Annotated in this window: 19 protein-coding genes; 5 read left to right on the top strand and 14 right to left on the bottom strand. The window is 58.0% G+C overall.

From position 1 onward, the window contains the following. Positions 1–74: 74 nt before the first annotated feature. Entirely contained in the window at positions 75–1,619 is a 1,545-nt protein-coding gene (locus CLV87_RS24190; RefSeq protein ID WP_235871967.1) for a hypothetical protein, read from the bottom strand. A gap of 11 nt (positions 1,620–1,630) precedes the next feature. On the opposite strand from CLV87_RS24190, the gene lepA reads away from it, so the two are divergent. Beyond that, complete coding sequence (gene lepA, locus CLV87_RS17245) at positions 1,631–3,433, top strand: translation elongation factor 4 (protein WP_099247369.1); 1,803 nt, start codon at positions 1,631–1,633, stop codon at positions 3,431–3,433. Between the two features lie 353 nt (positions 3,434–3,786). Here the strand turns inward: lepA and CLV87_RS17250 are convergent, their stop codons facing one another. The 4 genes from CLV87_RS17250 to CLV87_RS17265 form a co-directional block, all read right to left on the bottom strand. Then, the gene (locus CLV87_RS17250; protein WP_099247371.1) at positions 3,787–4,386 is read right to left on the bottom strand and encodes a hypothetical protein; all 600 of its coding nucleotides are present in this window, start codon (positions 4,384–4,386) and stop codon (positions 3,787–3,789) included. Positions 4,387–4,455: 69 nt separating this feature from the next. Continuing rightward, the gene (locus CLV87_RS17255) at positions 4,456–4,665 is read right to left on the bottom strand and encodes a hypothetical protein (RefSeq protein ID WP_099247373.1); all 210 of its coding nucleotides are present in this window, start codon (positions 4,663–4,665) and stop codon (positions 4,456–4,458) included. 387 nt (positions 4,666–5,052) lie between these two features. Further along, entirely contained in the window at positions 5,053–5,433 is a 381-nt protein-coding gene (locus CLV87_RS17260; protein WP_133840821.1) for a hypothetical protein, read from the bottom strand. Positions 5,434–5,699: 266 nt separating this feature from the next. Further along, positions 5,700–6,527, bottom strand: a complete 828-nt coding sequence (locus tag CLV87_RS17265; RefSeq protein ID WP_166652780.1) for a DUF1353 domain-containing protein — start codon at positions 6,525–6,527, stop codon at positions 5,700–5,702. A gap of 236 nt (positions 6,528–6,763) precedes the next feature. Here CLV87_RS17265 and CLV87_RS17270 point away from each other — a divergent pair, with 236 nt between their 5' ends. Continuing rightward, positions 6,764–6,943 carry a hypothetical protein gene (locus CLV87_RS17270; RefSeq protein ID WP_099247379.1) on the top strand — a complete coding sequence of 60 codons (180 nt, stop codon included), beginning with the start codon at positions 6,764–6,766 and terminating at the stop codon, positions 6,941–6,943. Here CLV87_RS17270 and CLV87_RS17275 read toward each other — a convergent pair. From CLV87_RS17275 to CLV87_RS17285, 3 genes are all read right to left on the bottom strand, one after another. Beyond that, on the bottom strand, positions 6,934–7,383 hold the full coding sequence (locus CLV87_RS17275) for a low molecular weight protein-tyrosine-phosphatase (RefSeq protein WP_099247381.1): 450 nt from the start codon (positions 7,381–7,383) through the stop codon (positions 6,934–6,936). The two genes, CLV87_RS17270 and CLV87_RS17275, sit on opposite strands and share 10 nt — an antisense overlap. Positions 7,384–7,527: 144 nt before the next feature. Further along, positions 7,528–8,013, bottom strand: coding sequence for a copper chaperone PCu(A)C (locus CLV87_RS17280; RefSeq protein WP_099247383.1), 486 nt, complete (start codon positions 8,011–8,013; stop codon positions 7,528–7,530). A gap of 114 nt (positions 8,014–8,127) precedes the next feature. Continuing rightward, positions 8,128–8,478 carry a hypothetical protein gene (locus CLV87_RS17285; RefSeq protein WP_099247385.1) on the bottom strand — a complete coding sequence of 117 codons (351 nt, stop codon included), beginning with the start codon at positions 8,476–8,478 and terminating at the stop codon, positions 8,128–8,130. A gap of 144 nt (positions 8,479–8,622) precedes the next feature. Between CLV87_RS17285 and CLV87_RS17290 the strand changes: the two genes are divergently transcribed. Beyond that, complete coding sequence (locus tag CLV87_RS17290; RefSeq protein ID WP_099247387.1) at positions 8,623–9,180, top strand: hypothetical protein; 558 nt, start codon at positions 8,623–8,625, stop codon at positions 9,178–9,180. A 69-nt stretch (positions 9,181–9,249) separates the two neighbouring features. Here CLV87_RS17290 and rpmB read toward each other — a convergent pair whose 3' ends face one another. Both rpmB and meaB read right to left on the bottom strand, forming a co-directional pair. After that, positions 9,250–9,540 (bottom strand): 50S ribosomal protein L28, encoded by a 291-nt coding sequence (rpmB, locus tag CLV87_RS17295; RefSeq protein ID WP_099247389.1) that lies wholly within the window; start codon positions 9,538–9,540, stop codon positions 9,250–9,252. Between the two features lie 200 nt (positions 9,541–9,740). After that, positions 9,741–10,721, bottom strand: a complete 981-nt coding sequence (meaB, locus tag CLV87_RS17300) for a methylmalonyl Co-A mutase-associated GTPase MeaB (protein WP_099247391.1) — start codon at positions 10,719–10,721, stop codon at positions 9,741–9,743. A gap of 268 nt (positions 10,722–10,989) precedes the next feature. On the opposite strand from meaB, the gene hrpB reads away from it, so the two are divergent. Continuing rightward, positions 10,990–13,443, top strand: coding sequence for an ATP-dependent helicase HrpB (gene hrpB, locus CLV87_RS17305; protein ID WP_099247935.1), 2,454 nt, complete (start codon positions 10,990–10,992; stop codon positions 13,441–13,443). Between the two features lie 100 nt (positions 13,444–13,543). Further along, positions 13,544–13,738, top strand: a complete 195-nt coding sequence (locus CLV87_RS17310; RefSeq protein ID WP_099247393.1) for a hypothetical protein — start codon at positions 13,544–13,546, stop codon at positions 13,736–13,738. On the opposite strand, the gene CLV87_RS17315 is transcribed toward CLV87_RS17310, so the two are convergent. The 4 genes from CLV87_RS17315 to CLV87_RS17330 form a co-directional block, all read right to left on the bottom strand. Beyond that, on the bottom strand, positions 13,735–14,292 hold the full coding sequence (locus CLV87_RS17315; protein ID WP_099247395.1) for an isochorismatase family protein: 558 nt from the start codon (positions 14,290–14,292) through the stop codon (positions 13,735–13,737). The genes CLV87_RS17310 and CLV87_RS17315 overlap by 4 nt on opposite strands. Positions 14,293–14,400: 108 nt before the next feature. Beyond that, positions 14,401–15,327 (bottom strand): ornithine carbamoyltransferase, encoded by a 927-nt coding sequence (gene argF / locus CLV87_RS17320; protein ID WP_099247397.1) that lies wholly within the window; start codon positions 15,325–15,327, stop codon positions 14,401–14,403. Between the two features lie 92 nt (positions 15,328–15,419). Continuing rightward, positions 15,420–16,601 carry an aspartate aminotransferase family protein gene (locus CLV87_RS17325; protein ID WP_099247399.1) on the bottom strand — a complete coding sequence of 394 codons (1,182 nt, stop codon included), beginning with the start codon at positions 16,599–16,601 and terminating at the stop codon, positions 15,420–15,422. A gap of 278 nt (positions 16,602–16,879) precedes the next feature. Continuing rightward, on the bottom strand, positions 16,880–18,250 hold the full coding sequence (locus tag CLV87_RS17330) for a DUF1963 domain-containing protein (protein ID WP_099247401.1): 1,371 nt from the start codon (positions 18,248–18,250) through the stop codon (positions 16,880–16,882). Positions 18,251–18,606 lie beyond the last annotated feature (356 nt).

Below are 18,606 nucleotides of genomic sequence, written 5' to 3' on the forward strand. Positions count from 1 at the left end.
GCCGACCCGGGGTGGCGCAATTGCGCCGCCCATGGGGCGGGTCGGCGCAGCCCGGCAAGCCGGGCGGGACAGTATTAGGGGCCTACACCAAATAGCCGCAGGCCGATCTGTAAAATCTTGTATAGCATTCCACCTAATCCCCACACTGTGTTTGCCATCGTTGCAGAGCGATGCGCCTTACCATCATGCATCTTGTCGATTTTGTCCTCCATCGACATAATTTTAGCTGCCCGCGAGAACACCCGCATCGACGCATCCACCCCCGGCAAAGCCGGCGAGCCCGTTGGCAATGGCCCGACCGAGGTGTTCAGCAGTTGGGGAATATCCTCAGCGAAATCCTCTTCCAACTGCCCTTCTGACAAGGCCCGCAGTACCGGCTCCGCCTGCTCCAGAATCTCGCGTTCCTCTGGCAACAACTCCTTGACCTTGAGCTTGGCCAATTGCTCGCGGTTCTGCGCCACCTCTGGGTGGCTGGCTCTGATACCACGCACGCCCTCCTCGACTGCTTCCAACAGCATGATGTTGTCTTCGCTATCGGGGATCTCAAAGCTCTCATGCATTTGCCGCCGCAAACTGACAGCGGCCGAGGTAAACTCCATCTCAACCCGTTGCGGATCATTGGCATAGCGCTGACAACAGCGCTGCAATTTGCGCACCACTGAAGTGCGTTCATTCAAGCCATTATGCCCCTGAACCGCATCTTCCAAAGCATCCTCAACCCGCGAAATCAGATTGTAGGTCAGAGGCGGATTTTCCACAGGGATCGGTGTGACAAAGAACTTCTGCGTCTCGGGATTAAGCTCAATAACCTCCGCCTGCGGCACCTGCTCCGCCAACCACTCCGCTTCGATCCGAGCGATTTCTTTGGCGACGGCTTCGGGACCGGACTGCCAAACTTCATCTGGGATCTCAGCAACTCGCCTTTGAAGTTCGACGCTAATCGGTTCGCCAATGAGAAAACTGTCGTACCATTTTCTCCAAAATCCCCAACTTTCAGTTGGAACTCCCCAACTGTCCACGTACGAGAGTATGGGTTCGGGTGGGTCTATCTCCATCCAAAGTGGCGTTGAAAAAATGGTTTCGGCAGGAACCACAAGATCATTCGACCATTGCCCAGAAACTGGCAAGTCTGTTAGTGCTAAGATAGCACGTGCTGCCAAGACATTAGCATTGATCCTGGTTGTTTCGACAGAGGAGCGCCAACTACCGCTTATCGAACTCTCAGCCGCAGCCAACAGATCATTTGTTGGTGAAACCGGCTCGTTATCGGGATCAGATTGAATTTTGAACCTTATGTGTTTCAACCTTTTCTCTGCTTCAATCATTTGCAACTTGATCGGCTTCGTACTTACGCAGACATAGCAGAAATTAACAGTTAGCGAACGACAGATCTCTAGCAGTCTTCTGTCGCAAAATTTCAGATCTTCGCCTAGGTTATTCGAAATACAGTGTTCTCTTGCTGCAAGGATGACCGGAACAGCTCGTAATACAGACCGGAGTGAACAGGCAGCGTGCAGGTTTTCAATGTTCAACTTCATTTTGTGTAAAAGCTCGAATTTATAAAATTTCCAACTAGTGCTTAGCTGTGAGGTGTTGACCACCCGCAGATTCCACCGCATATCCCGTCACCATGACCCCTCTTGATCGCATCCGCAACTTCTCCATCGTCGCCCATATCGACCACGGGAAATCCACCCTGGCTGACCGGCTTATCCAATCCACCAACACGGTGGCCGAACGGGATATGCAGGAACAGCTGCTGGACTCCATGGATATCGAGCGCGAGCGTGGCATCACCATCAAGGCCAACACCGTGCGCATCGATTACACGGCGAATGATGGGCTTGATTATGTGTTGAACCTGATCGACACCCCCGGCCATGTGGATTTCGCCTATGAGGTCAGCCGCTCCATGCGCGCGGTCGAAGGGTCATTGCTGGTGGTCGACGCCTCGCAAGGGGTTGAGGCGCAGACCCTGGCCAATGTGTATACGGCGATTGAGGCCGATCACGAGATCGTGCCGGTGCTGAACAAGGTCGACCTTCCGGCAGCCGAGCCCGAGCGTGTGGCCGAGCAGATCGAGGATGTGATCGGCATCGATTCCACTGACGCTTGCCTGATCTCGGCCAAAACCGGGATCGGCATTCCGGATGTGCTTGAGGCCATCGTCACCCGCCTGCCTTCGCCGGAAAGCGGCGACCCGGATGCGCCGCTTAAGGCGATGCTGGTGGATAGCTGGTATGACCCCTATCTCGGCGTGGTCGTGCTGGTGCGCATCATGGAGGGCACGCTGAAAAAGGGCGACCAGATCCGCATGATGCAGACCGGTGCCAAATACGGCGTCGACCGCATCGGCGTCTTCCGTCCCAAGATGGAAAACATGCCCTCGCTTGGCCCCGGTGAGATCGGCTTTATCACCGCCTCGATCAAACAGGTGCGCGACACCAAGGTCGGCGACACCATCACCCATGAGAAACGCCAGACGCCCGAGCCGCTGCCGGGCTTCAAACCCTCGCAGCCCGTCGTCTTCTGTGGTCTCTTCCCCGTCGACAGTTCCGAATTCGAAGACCTGCGTGACGCGATCGAGAAACTCGCCCTGAACGACGCCTCTTTCTCGTCCGAAATGGAGACCTCTGCCGCGCTGGGTTTCGGCTTCCGCTGCGGCTTCCTCGGGCTCTTGCATCTCGAAGTCATCCGCGACCGCATCGAGCGTGAATATAATATCGAGCTGATCACCACCGCCCCATCGGTGATCTATCACATCTACCAAAAAGACGGCACGATGCACGAGCTGCACAACCCTGCCGACATGCCCGACCCCTCGACCATCGACCATCTCGAAGAGCCGCGCATCAAGGCCACCATCATGGTGCCCGACGAATATTTGGGTGACGTGCTGAAACTCTGCCAGGACCGCCGCGGCATCCAGCTGGATCTGACCTATGCCGGCTCGCGCGCCATGACGGTCTATGACCTGCCGCTCAACGAGGTGGTGTTTGACTTTTATGACCGGCTGAAATCGGTGACCAAGGGCTATGCCTCCTTCGATTACCAGATGGAAGGCTACCGCGAAGACAACCTGGTCAAGATGTCGATCCTGGTGAATGACGAGCCTGTCGATGCGCTCTCGACCATGGTGCATCGCGACCGCGCCGAAATGCGGGGCCGCGCCATGTGCGAAAAGCTCAAAGACCTGATCCCGCGCCACATGTTCAAAATCCCGATCCAGGCGGCGATTGGCGGCAAGGTCATCGCGCGCGAGACCTTGAGCGCGATGCGCAAAGACGTGACGGCCAAATGTTACGGCGGCGACGCGACCCGGAAAAAGAAACTGCTGGAAAAGCAGAAGGCCGGTAAAAAGAAAATGCGCCAGTTTGGTAAGGTGGATATCCCACAAGAGGCGTTTATTTCCGCGCTCAAAATGGACGACTAAGGACCAAGCCCTTAGACGGCCCTTTTCGAGCGCGCATGGGCGAAAGCGAGTTTTGGCACAAAACTCTGCGTAGCCCACCCGGTGAGGCTCTTGAGCTTATGACCTCCAGTCTCGCCTCGTCCCCTCGGCGAAAAACACGGTGCGGCATCAAGGCCTTTAGGCCACCGCGCCGGCGTCATGCCAAAGGCATGCATTCGCTACGTCGCGCCCCCGCGCGGCGGCACCTTCTCTACTCTTGGCATGAATCGCACGCAACTGACCGATTCAGCGTGAGTTCACTTTGACGCCCTCACTCCAAATACCGAAAAATGCGCAACTGCTTCAAACGAGTTGATTTAAACTCTCAAGTTCTATCAATGGCCATTACTTATCGTGCATAGAAATGAACTGATATCTTCCCAACTTTCATCGAGAACCAGAAGAGTTTGACTCAGAGGCATTACTGCGGCCTCTGCCACATCAGAAGGAGTAAGCAACCCCTTAGAAATTTTATCTCTTGCAATTTCTCGCGCGGCTTTAGGCAACAGCAAGTCTAGCCCCTGGTATTGCGCAAGTTTGTCAATCGTGGCCATTAGGTCTGCAGATGAAGTATCTGGAGACTCGAACGGACCGAGAACTTTTTTGGCCAGTTTATCAATAAGTTCGGGGGTATGTGTTCGAGCAATGGCCTTATCACAAATGTGAATTAGCTCTTTAGCGCATATTACCCTTTGCATCTCAATGGGCTCGCCATCAGGATACACTATTAGCGTAGTCCAAGTGGATTCAGCATACATCCCAGAACTCTCATACCACTGGTAAAAGGCTCCCTTAAGAACACCGGTATCCAAATCCTCGCCCGAAAAAATAATTTTGTCTTGGACACCCAGTTCAATAATCGCATCACGTATTTCGTCTATTTCAATTGGAAGCATTACACAATCTTGGAATTTTTCAATCAATGCACGCAACATTTATGCTTCCTATACAAAATAAGCCCGGTCAGTACCCGGGCTTATCAAACTAATTTCGCTTTTTCCAGATTAAATCATCTGTTTTTGTTTACCTGTTGCTGGCGCATTATCGACCAAACCCTTCGCAAGCGCAGAGCGAATAGCTGCTTCAGCCGCTTCACACATTTCAGAAGCAGACAAACCTCTATCGTCGCCCGGAAAGAACTTAAAGTTCACGAGCTGCCTTCCTTCTTCAAACAGAAGCGAATGCAGCCTATTTGTAGTTGCACTCTGTGTCATGATCACTCCCAACGGCTTGAGCCAAGATAACTAAAAATTAAGAACTGATTGTGTTTTTTCAATGACACTGTCTAGCGCCACCGGTTGACATGTTTTCACATATAACGTGAAAGCTAACAACTAGTTGACAAGGTTTTAGTTAACCGAATCACAAAAACTTCCGACCTCTCAATTAATTTTCAATTAATATCAACGAGTTGAGAAAAATTACCCCGCAATCACAAAGAGTTTCGAATGTCATAGTTTTCTTCTCCCAACGTTTCATCGCCACAAGAACAAAGCACTTCGGCATCGTTTCGCTCATAAATGCGTTATTTTTGTCACATTTTTCAAATTTTCTAACGCCTGCTACCCATTCCCCTCCACCTCAAACGGCTTATGATACTTTCAGGGATGCGTGGTGATCAGCACCGGGTCGTCGTCCCAGGGGTCTTCGCCCTTTTGCGCCCGTTTCCGAATATCGCCCGAGCGCGCCTCGCCGCCGACCAGCTTGCCGGAATTCAGCCGCGCCAGCTCTTCCGCCGCCTGCACCGATTTCGCCGCCCGCCAGCGCGAATATTCCTGCTCCAGCCGTTGCGCCTTTTGGCTCTCGACCTGGCCCAGCAACTCCTCCAGCATCTTGAGCTGATAAAACGGGATCACCGCCGCCACATGTTTGCCATGCCGGGTCAGCCATAGATGCCCGCCAATCTGCTCCACCCATTTCAGGTCTTTCCCTGCCTTCTCACGAAAACGTGAGATCGAAATCCGGCGATAGACGTGTTCCATGCTCGACCCTTTCTGCGCGTCACCCCAATCTGTCCGAAACAGAGCCAGAATCGGACAGATTGCCTGAGCCGGGGCCCCAGACGCCCCCTCGGACCCCGGTTGCACGCCCCAGGCAATCTCCCCCAAACAAACCCTGTTTCGGACAGATTGCACCTTAAGAAAAAGCAAACGCCCGAGGGTTAAACCACCGGGCGCTGGATTTACCCCTACCGGGCAAAGCTGTGAAATCGCTCAGATCTCGCCCCCCATCGGGGCGCATCTTAAGGTCACGTCAGCCCCGGATCAGTCGGATCATTGGGTTCGCTAGGATAGGTCGGATCGTAGGGATCATCGGGATAGGTCGGCTCGTAAGGATCATCGGGATAGGTCGGCTCATAAGGCTCCATCGGGCCAGCGGCGTTGTCTTCCGGAACCTCTTCCTCATGCGTATCCAACAGCAAATGGTTCTCCCATTTGCGCAGATATCTGTCCAGCTCAGGCAGGGTTGGCGAATTGGCCGAAATGTAATTTTTCGTAGCCCTCATAGCGGTTTGCAGGTCCGCATCCGACACGCGATCCAACATGCGCGTGGTCTCCCAACGCGGGCCGCCCAGCCAGACGGCGGCATACATCAGCTTGGCCCGCAGCTCGGGCGTGCCGCCCACAATCAGCCCGTCATAGAACATGCGATGCACATCCTCCCAACGCCCATCGTGAAAACGCGGCCCGGACTCATTGCCGATACCGCAATAGGCATCATGCACGGCGGCCGCGTTGATATATTCCGGCGAGGTCGGCTTGCCCACAATGGCGGTAAAAATCTCCGGAATCGACGCCCCATCCGTCAACGTCCCCTTAGGCGCCTGCCAATCCCGACCCAGCGCATCGACAAAGTTCAATGTCACCGAAGTCGGAAAGAATTTATAAGGGCGGTTTTGAATGGTGATCGCTTTGGTCTCAACGCGTAAGGGGTTGTGATCAAAAACACATCCCCCTTGCGGGCGGGTAAAGCAGGACACTTCGGGCAGGTCGGTCTTTTGGGCCTTTTCCAAGGCCAAAAACGGAGCACACCCGGTGATGACCAGGCCGCATACCCCTAATAAGGCGCTTTTCATCATAGCTAATCCTAGAATTCTGAAATCGCCTTAATTTAATGGATTTCCCCGCATCGCTTCAAGTCAGACCTCACGACACCCGCGCAGCCTGACACAAAATCGGCCTGTCAATTTTGCCATATGCCAACAGGACGCGCAAAAATCAGGCTGCCCAGTGGTGCGGCCTGATCTAGGTCAATCAAATTATTCCAAAACCAGAATATAAAAAGCGCGGATTTCAACTCAGGAGACCTGACATGCTGCGTCTGGCAAGTATCCTCTATTCTTTGATTTCAACCACCCTGGCCGGAACCCTGGTCATTGCCGTTCTCACGGCCGGATATGGCACTTTGACGCCGATCCTGGCAGCGGCGGCGGCGGGGTTCGTACTGGCCCTGCCCGTGGCTTATCTGGTAGCCAAGGCGATCTATAGCTGATCCAGCAGCGCGTCGGCACATATCTCAACAAGATCAAGCGTGCCGTCAAAGTCACGTGTATAATAGGGGTCGGGCACATGGTCGGCCCCGGTTTGCGGCGCAAAATCCGTGAACAGGGCCAGCTTGGCCCGGGCCGAGTTGGGCGCTAAATCTTGCAAGTTCCTCAGATTGTCCGCATCCATCGCGACAATCAGATCAAACCGCTCAAAATCCTGCGCCGTCACCTGACGCGCCCTGAGCGGCGCAAGGTCATAGCCCCGCTTAGCCGCACAGACCTGCATCGCCCCATAGGGCGGTTCGCCCACATGCCACGCCCCGGTCCCAGCGCTGTCCAACTCCAACGGCAAATCACGCGCCAAAGCCTTGGCCCGTGTCACAGCCTCCGCCGAGGGGGAGCGGCAGATATTTCCGAGACACACAAAGAGGATAGATCTGGTCATGCCCCTGCATAGGGCGCTTTCCCGCCAAGGTCAAAACCCCAGCCGTGGCGCGACGGGGTGGGTGGGTGGGCGGCGTGCCACGGCTGGGCAGAAAAAAGGGGGCACAGGTTTCCCCACGCCCCCCAACATTCAATTCATCAGGGCTTAGTGATCGTGACCGTGCTTGTGCCCGTGCCCCTCACCCATGCCTGTCATCGGCTTGCGCTCCAGATCCACGGGAATATCGACAACAACCTCACCCGCCTTTTCAAAGGTCAGGGTCACCTTGACCGTGGCCCCCTGCTCCATCGGGCCATTCAGCCCCATGAACATCACGTGATCCCCGCCCCGCTTCAGCATATGCTTGCCACCGGCCGGGATGACAAAGCCCTCTTCGACTTCCATCATCTTCATCACGCCCTCGCCCATATCCTTATGGGTGTGCAACTCAACCCGCTTGGAGATGTCAGAGGCCGCTCCAATCAAACGATCATCTTCAGAGCCGGTGTTTTCAATCACCATAAAGGCCGCGCCAGCCTTGGCCGATTTACCCGCCGCGCGGGCGTAAGGATCAACAACAGCGATCTCAGCAAAAGCCGCGGTCGAAAAAACGGCAAGCGCAGCGCCTGCCAGAACAGCATTCAATTTCATAACAAGGGTTTCCTTGATTTACAGTATTTTACAGGGTGATTTCGTCTTTGATCCCAGGCCAGATTCACTCAGACCTGGAGTGATCTCTGGCCAGGCCAACACATCCGTGTCAGCTCAGCCCCAAACGGGCGGATCGCGGGCGCTTGCCAGCCGGGGCGCGCGCCCTGAATTGCGATAAGTTCCTGGGACAAAATCAGCCGTGTTCCAAACCGGGTTCAGCGCCGCCAAAGACGGGCCATCCTGCCCCTCCAACGCCAGTGCCGCCGCGAAATCCGGGCAGACAATGGGCGGGCCGGTCGGGTTGCCTTCGGCATCCACCGGAATGCTGACAACCCCAAAGCCGTGGCAAATCTCCAACTCGCCCACAGCCGCCGCCTGCCCCTGCGCCACCGCCAGGGTCTGGCTGGTCAGCGCGAGCATCAGCGCCATCACACAGGCGGTGAGAGATCGCAGAAACACGTTCATTGTTGGCAAACATAGTTCCCGCTCAAGAGAGTTAAAAGCAGTATCTAATATCTGTATTTGAAAATTCGCATTGCCGAGGCACTTGTCTAAGGTGGCAGACCTGTTAGCGTTGCGACAAAGAACTTTTGAGCTCTTGGATGAATAATGGAATTTCTCAGTCTTCTCGAAGCGTTACGCAACGATTACATGACGCGTTACGAAGCCGCCCATCAAGAGCTTCTCCAAAGCACCAACGAAGTTGTGGCAGAAGTCGCCTTTGAACTCTCTGAGGACAGCACCGTCTTTAATCGCCTATATGTGGTAGATTTTCTTGAAAGCTATCCCGACGGTCCAAGTGCCGTGGAAATAGCTGCAGAGGAGAGCGATTATAGTGGCCCAGGTTCATATGTGTTCAACACTATCGCAGTGACAATGTTTCCTAGCAGTTGGGACGACATCAACATCGAACTCCCTATCCCAGCGCATAAGATCGCGGGTTTTGAGCCCTGGTTCGATCGTTGGATGGACATAGATGGCGTTCACACGCCATCGGGTGAGGCCTATCTCGCCAGTATTCACTCCGTAATCTTGCAAGACAATACAGTTTTCGTCGACTTTGGCACCGCACCGGTCACAGCTTTCACTTCGCTGTTGGACCTTTTGGCCGACAACCAGATTACCTCGGTCAGCATCTTTGGTGAGCGCGTCCGCCAAGAACAATAGAACACAAAGAAAAACCCCCACCGCCACGCGGTAGGGGTTTTCTATCACTCAGGCCATATGGCCCGCGGATCACGCCTCGGCAGCTTGCGCCTTGGCGATCTCTTTTTTCACTTTCAGCGCGTGTGCGGACAGTTCGGTGTCCTTGGCTTTCGCCAGGTACTTGTCCAGACCACCGCGGTGATCAACAGAGCGCAGAGCGTGGGCAGAAATGCGGAACTTGATGCCACGGCCCAAAGTCTCGGACTGCAGGGTCACATCATTCAGGTTCGGCAAAAAGCGACGCTTGGTCTTGTTGTTGGCGTGGCTTACGTTGTTGCCCGACATCGGGCCCTTACCGGTCAATTCGCATACGCGCGACATGGGTTCATCCTCATCGTTTCGGGCAAGGATGCGGCCTTGCCAATGTCAAAGGGTGCCGTTCGGTCCTTGGCTTCTCAGGATCCGGGGTCCTGCCCACGTGATTCCCTTTTCGCAAAGGCCCGAGTAGCACCCGGAATCTGGTCGGGGTGGCATAGACTCACAGCCCCCCCGCGTCAAGGCCATCCTGCGCCCATTCTTGCCTATTCGGCAGAAAGAGCGCCCTCAAGCAAAACCTGCGCCGCCGCCGAAGGGGTCAAAGCGCCATTTTCCACCTGGGCTGCCAGCTCTCCCATGACCCCGCGCACCGGGTCGCGGGTCAGCCGTTCCAACAGGCGTTCGCGCACTTCGGCCTCAAACCAATGACGCGCCTGGGCGGCCCGGCGGGCGTCAAAATGCCCATTGGCCCGGCGCCAGTCATTCAACTCGCACATCGCCTCCCAGGCCGTATCCAGCCCGTTTTCCTCAACCGCCGAAACCGTCAGCGCCTTGGGATAGCCTTCGGGATCCTGTGGGCGTTTGCGCAGCAGGCGCAGCGCCCCGGCATAATCCGCACAGGTGCGCGTCGCGGTCGCTTTGAGATCACCATCCGCCTTGTTGATCAGCAGGATGTCGGCCATCTCCATAATGCCGCGTTTGACCCCCTGCAGCTCATCCCCGCCCGCCGGGGCGAGCAGCAACAGGAACAGATCAGACATTTCCGCAACCATGGTCTCGGATTGGCCAACCCCGACGGTCTCAATAAGGATCACGTCAAACCCGGAGGCCTCGCAAAGATCAATCGCCTCACGCGTCCGTCGGGCCACGCCACCCAGCTGGCTCTGGCTCGGGCTGGGGCGGATAAAAGCGTTGCGATCACGGCTCAGCCGCTCCATCCGCGTCTTATCCCCCAGGATCGAGCCCCCCGAGCGCGCCGAGCTTGGATCCACCGCCAGCACCGCCACGCGCAGCCCCAGGCCGGTCAGCATCATGCCAAAAGCCTCGATAAAGGTGGATTTGCCCACCCCCGGTGTACCCGACAGACCGATGCGCATCGCAGCGCGCTCATGCCCGCGCAGCTTTTCCAGCAGCTCAAGGCTTTGCGCGCGATGATCCGCCCGCCCGCTCTCCACCAAGGTGATCGCCCGCGCAAGCGCGCGCCGCTCGCCTGCCAGTATTCGTGTCGAAAGATCGTCCGTATCCATGGCGGTTTTGTTCCAACCCCGCCTGCAAAAGTCCAGCCCGCCCTGTCTTCTTTGGGCCAAAAATATCCTCGGGGGTGAATTGGCCGCAGCTCGCATTGCGCAAAAAGGGCCCGCAACCGGCCTTCGAACGCGATATGCAAACAAACGCTGCCTCAAAGCCCGGTTGCAGGTCCTTATTTTGCTAAGCGTAAATCGAGAGGGCCAAGAGGGGGCAGACAGCCCCCTCCTCCCCCTTCCCAAAACGCGCAAACTCTCCCATAAGCCCGCTATGCCCCAGCCTACCCCTCTCCCTATTGACGACGCCCTGCCCGACCTCATCGCTGCTTTGCGCGACAAGGGGCGCGCCGTGCTGCAGGCGCCGCCGGGGGCGGGTAAGACGACGCGCGTGCCCATCGCGCTGTTTGAGGCCGGGCTGACCCGGGGCAAGATCCTGATGCTGGAACCCCGCCGCCTCGCTGCTCGCGCCGCCGCGACCCGGCTCGCAGAACATTTCGGCGAAGGCCCCGGACAGACCGTCGGCTACCGGATGCGCGGCGAAAACAAGACCAGCAAAAACACCCGGATCGAGGTTGTCACCGAAGGCATCCTGACCCGGATGATCCAATCCGATCCCGAGCTGTCGGGCATCGGCGCGGTGATCTTTGACGAATTTCACGAACGCTCTTTGAATGCCGATCTCGGCCTGGCGCTCTGCCTTGAGATCGCCGAGGCGCTGCGCGACGATCTCATTCTATTGGCCATGTCCGCGACCCTGGATGCCGCCCCGGTGGCCGACCTCATGTCCGCCCCCATCGTCACCTCCGAGGGGCGCAGTTTCCCGGTCACGACCCGCCACCTGCCCACGCCCCTGCCCAAGCGTGCGCGCTTTGAACAGGCCATGGCCGATCTCATCCAAACCGCTCTGGCCGAGACCGAGGGTGGGCTGCTGGCCTTCCTTCCCGGTGAAGGCGAAATCCGCCGTGTCGAAGCTTTGTTGAAAAGCAACCTTCCCGCGGATGTTCACCTGCGCCCGCTCTTTGGCGCGATGGAACTCAGCGCGCAACGCGCCGCCATCCGCCCTGAAACCTCCGGGCGCAAGCTGGTGCTGGCAACCTCCATCGCCGAAACCTCCCTGACCATCGAAGACATCCGCGTCGTGGTGGATGGCGGCAAGGCGCGACGCGCGCGCTTTGATCCCGGATCGGGCATGTCGCGGCTGGTGACCGAAAAAGTCACCCGCGCCGAAGCCACCCAGCGCGCCGGTCGCGCCGGGCGCGTCGCGCCGGGCGTGGCGTACAAGCTCTGGACCAAAGGTGAAGAAGGCTCGCTAAGTGCTTATCCTCCGGGGGAAATTGAGGCTGCGGATCTGGCTGGCCTGGCGCTGGAGCTGGCGATTTGGGGCGCATCTCCCGATCAGTTGCCGTTCCTCACAGCCCCACCAGAGGGAACTTACGCGGAATCCTGCGCTTTGCTGCAAATGCTGACCTGTTTGGACAAAGACAATCGCATCACAGAGCATGGTCGCAAGGTTGCCAAGCTCCCCTTGCATCCGCGCATCGCACATATGCTGACAATTTCAGGGGACCAAGCGGCGAATTTGGCCGCAATCTTGTCTGATCGCGACATTATCACAGGAGCACCCACAGATTTGGCGCTGCGCCTCGAAGCGCTTCAGGAGCGCCGCAGATTTGTAGATTCACGACCTTTCCAGATCCACCGCGCCAGCTATGAGCGCGTCAAAATGGAAAGCAAAAGATTAAAACAACTTGTAAACAACACTCCTCAACATTCTGTTAATGCGTCAGAAATGGCGGCTTTGGCCTATCCCGACCGCATTGGGCTGCGCCGCAAGGGAGATGTGCCAAGATTTCAACTTTCCGGCGGCAAAGGCGCGATCATGGAGGATGGCGACCCGCTGGCCGGGCAGCGTTTGATCGTGGTCACCGATACCGATGGCAACCCGCGCGAGGCGCGTATTCGACAAGCAATCGCGATTTCTCAAAGCGAGTTGCGCGCGCTGTTCTCTGATCAAATTCAATGGGTTGAAACCTGTTCTTGGAGCAAGCGTGAACGCCGCGTGATCTCGCGTCGTCAGGAGATGTTCCGCGCCATTGCGCTCGAAGATCGCATCTGGAAAGACGCCCCGGACGAGGCCATTGCCAGCGCCATGCTGGACGGGGTGCGTGACCTGGGCATCACCCTGTCAGACGCGGCAAAGCGCTTTTGCGCCCGCGTCGCCCTGGCCCGAGACAGCGGTCACGACCTGCCGGATATGACGCTCGACACATTGATGGCAGAGATCGACACCTGGCTGCTGCCCTATCTTGGCGGCGTGAAAACCGCCGAGGATTGGAAGCGGTTTGACCTGCTTCCCGCCCTGCGCGCGCGCCTGGATTGGGGCCAGATGCAGGCGCTGGATGCGGCGATCCCGGGCAAGTTCACCACCCCTCTGGGCCACGACATTCCGATTGATTATTCCGGTGAGCACCCGGAAATTCAGCTGCGCCTGCAAGAGTTGTTTGGCCAGACCACCCATCCTCATGTGGGCAAGACGCCGCTGCGCGTGACCCTGCTCTCCCCGGCCCGCCGCCCGGTGCAGACGACCATGGATCTGCCAGGGTTTTGGGCCGGGTCCTATGCGGATGTGCGCAAGGATATGCGCGCCCGCTACCCCAAACATCCCTGGCCCGAGGACCCCACCCAGGCGGACCCGACACTGCGCGCGAAACCACGGGGCAAGTAGCGGATCGTTAACCCTGATGACCTAGTTTGGAGCCTGCAAAGATGACTCGTGGCGAGGCCCAGAATGGCCTCTGCCCTTCTGCAGGAACACTGGTGCCATCATGACAAATACGACTGCCAAACCCGGCCTCCCGCCATTGCGCTATGCCATGGCCCCTTATCAATACGGAACCCATATCGCCCGCCGCCCGCGCCTGCGCCACCCGGCGCAACCACTGATCTGGGCCGCGGTGTTGATCTTTGTGCCGCTGTTCTGGCTGGTGATGATCGCCTGGTTTGCCCGCGTGGTGTTTTAGAGCGCAGCGATCACGTCAGAGGTTGTCGCAACCTTGGCGAAATCCGCCGCCAAAGTGGCCAGAGTGACCTTCAAAGCCACCTCTGGCGCAATGTCTGTGCCGTCGCGATCCGGCAGGGGAAAGGCGATCAGCGCGTCTTCGGCGACGGTCACGCGAAAGCCAAGATTGGCCGCTTGGCGCACGGTTGAGGCCACGCAAAACGCCGCTACGCCGCCTGCGACCACAAGATCGGTGATATTATGGTCGCGAAGATGCTGTTCAAGCCCGGTGCCGATAAAGCCGGATGACCCCGGCTTCCAGAACACCGCTTCGCCCTCATGGGGCTCAGCGCATGCCATGGGCTGCCCGCCGGGTTGATCTCGGCGAAAGGGAATATCCGGCGCGCTTTCCTCGTGATGTAGCACATGCAGCACCGGCAAGGATTTTGCCCGAAACGCGGCGGTCAAATCGGCAACCTGCGTGGCAAAATCAGGATAAACAACCGAGCGCCCGGCGGCGATGCGGTTGTTCATTTCTTCCTGAAGATCGATCAATAAAAGCGCGCTCTGTCCCATGCTCTAAACTCCGAAACTGCTCTCAAACTGAGAAGTAGGGCGCACCAAAATCCTTGCAAGGATTTTGCAAATTCCGTGCACGGAATTTGGGCGTCGCGCCCGTTTGGATCAAACCTCGAGACACCAGCGCATCACCGCCTTTTGCGCGTGCAGGCGGTTTTCGGCCTCGTCCCAGATCACCGAGTTCGGGCCATCCATGACTTCGGATGTCACCTCCTCCTCGCGATGGGCGGGCAGGCAATGCATAAAGAGCGCGTCGGGCTTGGCGGCCTCCATCAGGCGTTTGTTCACCTGGAAGGGGCGCAGCATATTGTGGCGGCGTTCCTTGGCCGATTGCGCGTCATGCATAGACACCCAGGTGTCGGCGACGATCAGATCCGCGCCCTCAACCGCTTTGAACGGGTCCCGTTCGATGGTGATGCTCGAGCCTTCGTTGCGGGCAAAGCCGACAAATTCCATTTCCGGATCCAACTGCACCGGGCCGGTAAAGGTCAGGTCAAAACCGAATTGCCCCGCCGCATGCAGGAAGGACGCGCAGACATTGTTGCCATCGCCACACCAGACGACCTTTTTGCCTTTGATCGAACCGCGATGTTCCTCAAAGGTCAGAATATCGGCCATGATCTGGCAGGGATGGGTGCGGTCGGTGAGACCGTTGATCACCGGGACCGAGGCATATTCCGCCATTTCCTCGAGCACCGCCTCGTCAAAGGTGCGGATCATGATCATATCCACATAGCGGCTGAGCACGCGGGCGGTATCGGCGATGGTTTCGCCATGGCCAAGCTGCATGTCATTGCCCGACAGGACCATGGTCTGACCGCCCATCTGGCGCACGCCCACGTCAAAGGACACGCGGGTCCGGGTTGAGGGTTTTTCAAAGATCAGCGCCACCATGCGCCCGTCCAGCGGGGTGTCATCATCGGGCATGGCCTTGGGGCGGCCCAGGCGGGCCTGTTTCATTGCACCCGCTTGATCAATGATCGAACGCAGGTCAGCTTTTTCAGTTTTGTGAATGTCGAGGAAATGGTTCATCGGTTTTGCTTTTTGGTAAGGGGGGAGTGGGGCGCTGCCCCGCCCCGCGCCGGGCGCGGGACTCCCCGGGATATTTGAGGCCCAAAGAAACCTTAGGCGTGTTCCGTTTCGAGAGAGGTCGCCGCAGCATCGAGGCGGGCAAAGGCGGCGTCGATATCCTCGGATGTGATGTTGAGCGCGGGCAGCAGGCGGATCACGTTATCGGCGGCGGGCACGGTGATCACGTCCTGATCATAGCCCGCCTGGACCACATCGCCTGCAGGGACCTTGCAGCGCAGGCCCAGCATCAGGCCCGATCCACGCACCTCTTCAAAGATGTCGGGATGGCTGGCCACCAGCCCTTCGAGCTTTTGACGCAAGAGGCCTGCCTTGGCGTTGACCTCGTCGAGGAAGGCCGGTTCGGCGACGATGTCCAGCACGGCCTTGCCCACGGCGCAGCCCAGCGGGTTGCCGCCATAGGTGGAGCCATGGGTGCCCGCAACCATGCCCGAGGCCGCCTCTTCGGTGGCCAGAACCGCGCCCAGCGGGAAGCCGCCGCCGATCCCCTTGGCCACCATCATGATATCCGGTGTGATCCCGGCCCATTCATGGGCAAAGAGCTTGCCCGTGCGGCCGACGCCACATTGCACCTCATCCAGCACCAGCAGGATGCCCTTGTCGTCGCAAAGCGCGCGCAGCGCCTTGAGCTCGGCATCGGGCAGCGCGTTGATCCCGCCCTCGCCCTGCACTGGTTCGATCATGATCGCGCCGGTGGTTTCGGTGATGGTTTCGTTCAGCGCCTCCCAATCGCGCCAGGGCACCTGGGCAAAACCGGGCAGCAGCGGGCCAAAGCCTTCGACCATTTTGGGCGTGTTCACCGCCGCAATCGCCGCAGAAGACCGGCCATGAAACGCACCGCCAAAGGTGATGATGTCGGTTTTCTCAGGCTGACCTTTGTCATGCCAGTATTTGCGCGCCATCTTGACCGCCAATTCACAGGCTTCGGTGCCGGAATTGGTAAAGAACACCGTATCGGCAAAGCTGTGATCGACCAGCTTATCCGCCAGCGCCTGCTGTTGCGGGATGTCATAGAGGTTGGAGACATGCCACAGATTTTGCGCCTGATGGGTCAGCGCGGCGACCAGCGCCGGATGCGCATGCCCCAGCACATTCACCGCAATGCCCGAGCCCAGATCCAACAGACGTCGCCCGTCCTCGGTATATAGCCAGCTGCCTTCACCCTTGTTGAATTGCAAAGGGGCGCGGTTATAGGTCGGCAAGACGGAAGAGATCATGTCCTTGTCCTTAGTCTGAGGCCTGCAAATGCCACGTGGAGAAGCCCGATTGGTGGCAAGGGCGCAAGGGCCTGTCAAGTTGAGATGAGAGTGAGAAGACGCAAAGCGATGCTGCGCGCCCAGAAAGGCACGCTGGGAGAGGAGCTCAGGCTCGTCGGAGGGTCGCTTTGATCATCATGCGCAGCCGTTTAGGGACGCGCGCGGGTAAAAGCAAGCGAAATTGTGTGATTGGGCTGCGCAATTTGCGTGGCGGTGGGCGTTGCTGGCCCGCTGCCCCCTTATACGGCGCAATGGCGGATCACCTGGCCGCTGCCCAGCGCGCCTTGGGCGATGTCTTCGCTGCGGCACCAGATCGAGACGCCGTAGAAATGTTCGCATTGCGTGCCAAGCAAGGCGTCACTGGCGATGCTGATGACGCTGTCTTGTCCGCGCCTGTCTTCGCTGTTGTTGGGAAATTCCGGTTCGATCCCGAACAGGCGGTGATTGCGCCAACCGGTGGCATAGGTTTCGGCAAAATCGCGATAGATTTCATTGATCTGCCCAAGTTTCTCTGGGTCTGAAACCATGTGATCGATCCCCTCCCACAGCGCCAGATGGGACCCTTCGAGCAAGCAGGATCGCAGGTTTTGCCCGAAGACCTCATCCGAACTGGGTTTCAGATTGCTGGCGAAACCTGCCCGTTGCACGAAATGGGCGCGCAGGGCTTCGGGGTCCACGGGGGCTAGGGGCGGTTGCGCTGCCGCATGATCCCGCCAGGCCGCCAGCGCCTCAAGCAGCTCCGGGCCGTGATCGCGAAAGGCCAGAGCCTCGTCAAATTGGGTGCGATAGGCCCCAATTTGCGGCATCTTGGTCATGCGGTCTTGCAACTCATCAAGCTTCAGCTTGCCGCCTGCGCCCAGCCATCCGCGCAGATAGGAATCGAAATGGCGCATGGTTTCCGCCGCTTCCTCGGCGGCCAGCCCCCAATTTCGCAGCCATTGATCGGGTTTGTTCATCGCATAGGGCACGCCCTTGGGCGGGCGCTGTCCGTCATCCAGAAAGGCAACCAGATCCACGCCCCGTTTTGGAAAGCAAGGCGCGGCAGTAAAGAACGCCATGCGCTCATCCAGCGGCGCTAGATCATCTGGGATCGGTTGTTCCACGGCGACTTGCATCTCTTCCTCGGACAGGATTTTGCAGCAATATCCGTGATCTGGCGCATTATCCGACCAGGAATAGGCCAGAAAGATCAGCAAAGCGCCCGATTTGGGCAACCCAGCGCCCTCCCCCAAAGCTGCAAGGTCAATCTGGGCCAGGAAATGCTGGCGCGTTCCATCGGGATGGCGGGGCCAGTCGAAACCTGGGGGGGCCTTGGGCACGCCACCGATCCAGGACTGGGGATTTTCGGGCGGATCAAAGGGCGAGTGCAAGAGCAAAGCCCAGGCGGGGATTTCCTTGGCGCGGCTTTCATTGCCAGCGCGCGCCAGAAACGCCTCAGCCACGTCTGCACCGGATTGCGCAGGGCGCGGATCTGATGTGCCCTTGGCCGTTTTGGAATGCGGCCCGGCAAAGCGTTTGGCCCCGTCGCCGGTCCCTTGCGTGCCGCCTTGCGCCTTGGATCTTTTGCGAATGCTCTCAGCTCCAAAGATCGCGTTCAGAAAATTGCGCATCAAGACATCCTCATACCGCTGACCACCGGGGTTATTTGCCCCATCTTTTCGTCAGGAAGTGAGCCTCGCCAAGGCAAAATTGCGGTTTTCTTGGTTTTGCTTAGGGGCGGCGCGTAGGGCGCGGCGCCCCAAGGCAGCGTTCGGTGCTGTAAGGGTTTGCTCACCCGGCTGCGGCAAAACCGATGCCGGTTCCACGAAAACAGGATCATCCCGCAACACGGGAATCGCGATTCTTGTAATGCGGCGGGGAAACCCGCCCTAGGGGCAGGCCCTGGCAAGGTCTGCAATCGATCCGCATTCGGCGGCCGCCGTTTTCCTTACGGCTTAGAGAATTGAACGAGACCACCCGCCCAGCG

The sequence above is a fragment of the Pelagimonas phthalicica genome, assembly GCF_004364805.1.
Taxonomy (GTDB): Bacteria; Pseudomonadota; Alphaproteobacteria; order Rhodobacterales; family Rhodobacteraceae; genus Pelagimonas; species Pelagimonas phthalicica.

Excerpts from the sequence above, each read along its gene's own strand:
- CLV87_RS24190 (WP_235871967.1), bottom strand. The coding sequence starts at position 1,619 with ATGCGGTGGAATCTGCGGGTGGTCAACACCTCACAGCTAAGCACTAGT.
- lepA (WP_099247369.1), top strand. The coding sequence starts at position 1,631 with ATGACCCCTCTTGATCGCATCCGCAACTTCTCCATCGTCGCCCATATC.
- CLV87_RS17250 (WP_099247371.1), bottom strand. The coding sequence starts at position 4,386 with ATGTTGCGTGCATTGATTGAAAAATTCCAAGATTGTGTAATGCTTCCA.
- CLV87_RS17255 (WP_099247373.1), bottom strand. The coding sequence starts at position 4,665 with ATGACACAGAGTGCAACTACAAATAGGCTGCATTCGCTTCTGTTTGAA.
- CLV87_RS17260 (WP_133840821.1), bottom strand. The coding sequence starts at position 5,433 with ATGGAACACGTCTATCGCCGGATTTCGATCTCACGTTTTCGTGAGAAG.
- CLV87_RS17265 (WP_166652780.1), bottom strand. The coding sequence starts at position 6,527 with ATGAAAAGCGCCTTATTAGGGGTATGCGGCCTGGTCATCACCGGGTGT.
- CLV87_RS17270 (WP_099247379.1), top strand. The coding sequence starts at position 6,764 with ATGCTGCGTCTGGCAAGTATCCTCTATTCTTTGATTTCAACCACCCTG.
- CLV87_RS17275 (WP_099247381.1), bottom strand. The coding sequence starts at position 7,383 with ATGACCAGATCTATCCTCTTTGTGTGTCTCGGAAATATCTGCCGCTCC.
- CLV87_RS17280 (WP_099247383.1), bottom strand. The coding sequence starts at position 8,013 with ATGAAATTGAATGCTGTTCTGGCAGGCGCTGCGCTTGCCGTTTTTTCG.
- CLV87_RS17285 (WP_099247385.1), bottom strand. The coding sequence starts at position 8,478 with ATGAACGTGTTTCTGCGATCTCTCACCGCCTGTGTGATGGCGCTGATG.
- CLV87_RS17290 (WP_099247387.1), top strand. The coding sequence starts at position 8,623 with ATGGAATTTCTCAGTCTTCTCGAAGCGTTACGCAACGATTACATGACG.
- rpmB (WP_099247389.1), bottom strand. The coding sequence starts at position 9,540 with ATGTCGCGCGTATGCGAATTGACCGGTAAGGGCCCGATGTCGGGCAAC.
- meaB (WP_099247391.1), bottom strand. The coding sequence starts at position 10,721 with ATGGATACGGACGATCTTTCGACACGAATACTGGCAGGCGAGCGGCGC.
- hrpB (WP_099247935.1), top strand. The coding sequence starts at position 10,990 with ATGCCCCAGCCTACCCCTCTCCCTATTGACGACGCCCTGCCCGACCTC.
- CLV87_RS17310 (WP_099247393.1), top strand. The coding sequence starts at position 13,544 with ATGACAAATACGACTGCCAAACCCGGCCTCCCGCCATTGCGCTATGCC.
- CLV87_RS17315 (WP_099247395.1), bottom strand. The coding sequence starts at position 14,292 with ATGGGACAGAGCGCGCTTTTATTGATCGATCTTCAGGAAGAAATGAAC.
- argF (WP_099247397.1), bottom strand. The coding sequence starts at position 15,327 with ATGAACCATTTCCTCGACATTCACAAAACTGAAAAAGCTGACCTGCGT.
- CLV87_RS17325 (WP_099247399.1), bottom strand. The coding sequence starts at position 16,601 with ATGATCTCTTCCGTCTTGCCGACCTATAACCGCGCCCCTTTGCAATTC.
- CLV87_RS17330 (WP_099247401.1), bottom strand. The coding sequence starts at position 18,250 with ATGCGCAATTTTCTGAACGCGATCTTTGGAGCTGAGAGCATTCGCAAA.